This window comes from Exiguobacterium sp. UBA1053, assembly GCF_002316465.1.
GTDB classification, from domain to species: domain Bacteria; phylum Bacillota; class Bacilli; order Exiguobacteriales; family Exiguobacteriaceae; genus Exiguobacterium_A; species Exiguobacterium_A abrahamii.
The window spans coordinates 4,833-6,111 of the sequence record NZ_DCDO01000020.1; the positions used below are offsets into that span (position 1 = coordinate 4,833).

Sequence of the window (1,279 nt, forward strand, 5' to 3'; positions counted from 1 at the left end):
TGCATCTGATTTGTTGAAACAAGGCGGAAAGGCAGCGTTCGTTCATCGACCGGAACGACTGCTCGATATAGTTACCTTGATGCGGACGTATCGCTTGGAACCGAAACGGATGCAGCTGATTTATCCGAAAGCAGGGAAGGAAGCAAACATGCTGTTGATCGAGGGGATCAAGGATGCAAAACCTGGACTGAAGGTGCTTCCCCCGTTCATCGTCTATGAAGCGAACAACTCGTATGCGGCTCAGATGAAGGAACTGTTCAATGTCTGAGCATGCAGTCTATATCGTTCGTTGCCAAGATGATACGTATTATACGGGTTACGCGGTAGACGTCACGCAACGCATCGCGACACATAACGCAGGTAAGGGTGCGAAGTATACACGTGCCCGTCTACCGGTCGTCCTCGTTCATCAGGAGGTTTTTGCGACGAAGTCAGAGGCAATGAAGCGGGAATATGCGATTAAACAATTAACCCGTTCACAAAAAGAACGGTTGATTCAAGGAGGAACCTCATGAAAGCGACGAGTAGCTATCAACAGCAAGGAGCCGGTCTCTATATCGTCCCGACACCAATCGGAAATTTAGAAGACATGACGTATCGGGCCGTCCGGATCTTACAGGAATCCGATATCGTCNNACCCGGCAGACGATGAAACTGTTTCGACATTTTTCGATTGAGACGAAGCTTGTCAGTTACCATGAACACAATAAACAAACAAGCGGCGAACGACTACTCGCTGATTTAGAGGCAGGAAAACAAATCGCCCTCGTCTCCGACGCCGGCATGCCAGGTATCTCGGACCCAGGAAGCGACTTGATCCGCCAAGCGATCGCAGCAGATATTCCTGTCATCGTTCTTCCGGGTGCGAACGCTGCATTGACAGCTCTGGTCGCGTCCGGTCTGTCGACAGAACGCTTTTTGTATTATGGTTTTTTGCCACGAAAGAAAAAAGAACGCCGCGAAGCGTTAGAGCAATTGAAATACGAATCAGGAACACTCATCTTTTATGAAGCACCGCATCGATTGAAAGAGATGTTGCAAGGGATCGAAGAAGTACTTGGTGATCGCCAGGTGACGTTAGCCCGAGAACTAACGAAACGGTATGAAGAGTATATTCGTGGAAGTGTGAGTGAATTACGCGCTTGGGCAGCAGAAGACGTTCGGGGTGAGTTCGTCGTCCTTGTCGAAGGATCAAACGAAGAACGACCGGATACCGTCATTCAAGACAGTGATCCACTCGAGCAAATCCGTCGGTACATCGAAGAAGGCGAAAAGCCGA

Annotated in this window: 1 protein-coding gene and 2 pseudogenes; all 3 read left to right on the forward strand. The window is 49.3% G+C overall.

Translation table 11 applies throughout. The features are described from left to right. Positions 1-268: pseudogene (locus tag B3G15_RS15940) on the forward strand (SAM-dependent methyltransferase); the annotation flags it as partial. Beyond that, positions 261-515, forward strand: a complete 255-nt coding sequence (locus B3G15_RS15945) for a GIY-YIG nuclease family protein (RefSeq protein ID WP_023466528.1) — start codon at positions 261-263, stop codon at positions 513-515. The pseudogene B3G15_RS15940 and the gene B3G15_RS15945, both read left to right, overlap by 8 nt. After that, a pseudogene (gene rsmI, locus B3G15_RS15950) lies at positions 512-1,279 on the forward strand (16S rRNA (cytidine(1402)-2'-O)-methyltransferase); the annotation flags it as partial. The gene B3G15_RS15945 and the pseudogene rsmI, both read left to right, overlap by 4 nt.

What these genes read in the sequence shown, in the direction of transcription:
- B3G15_RS15945 (WP_023466528.1), top strand. Translation starts at nt 261, where the DNA reads ATGTCTGAGCATGCAGTCTATATCGTTCGTTGCCAAGATGATACGTAT.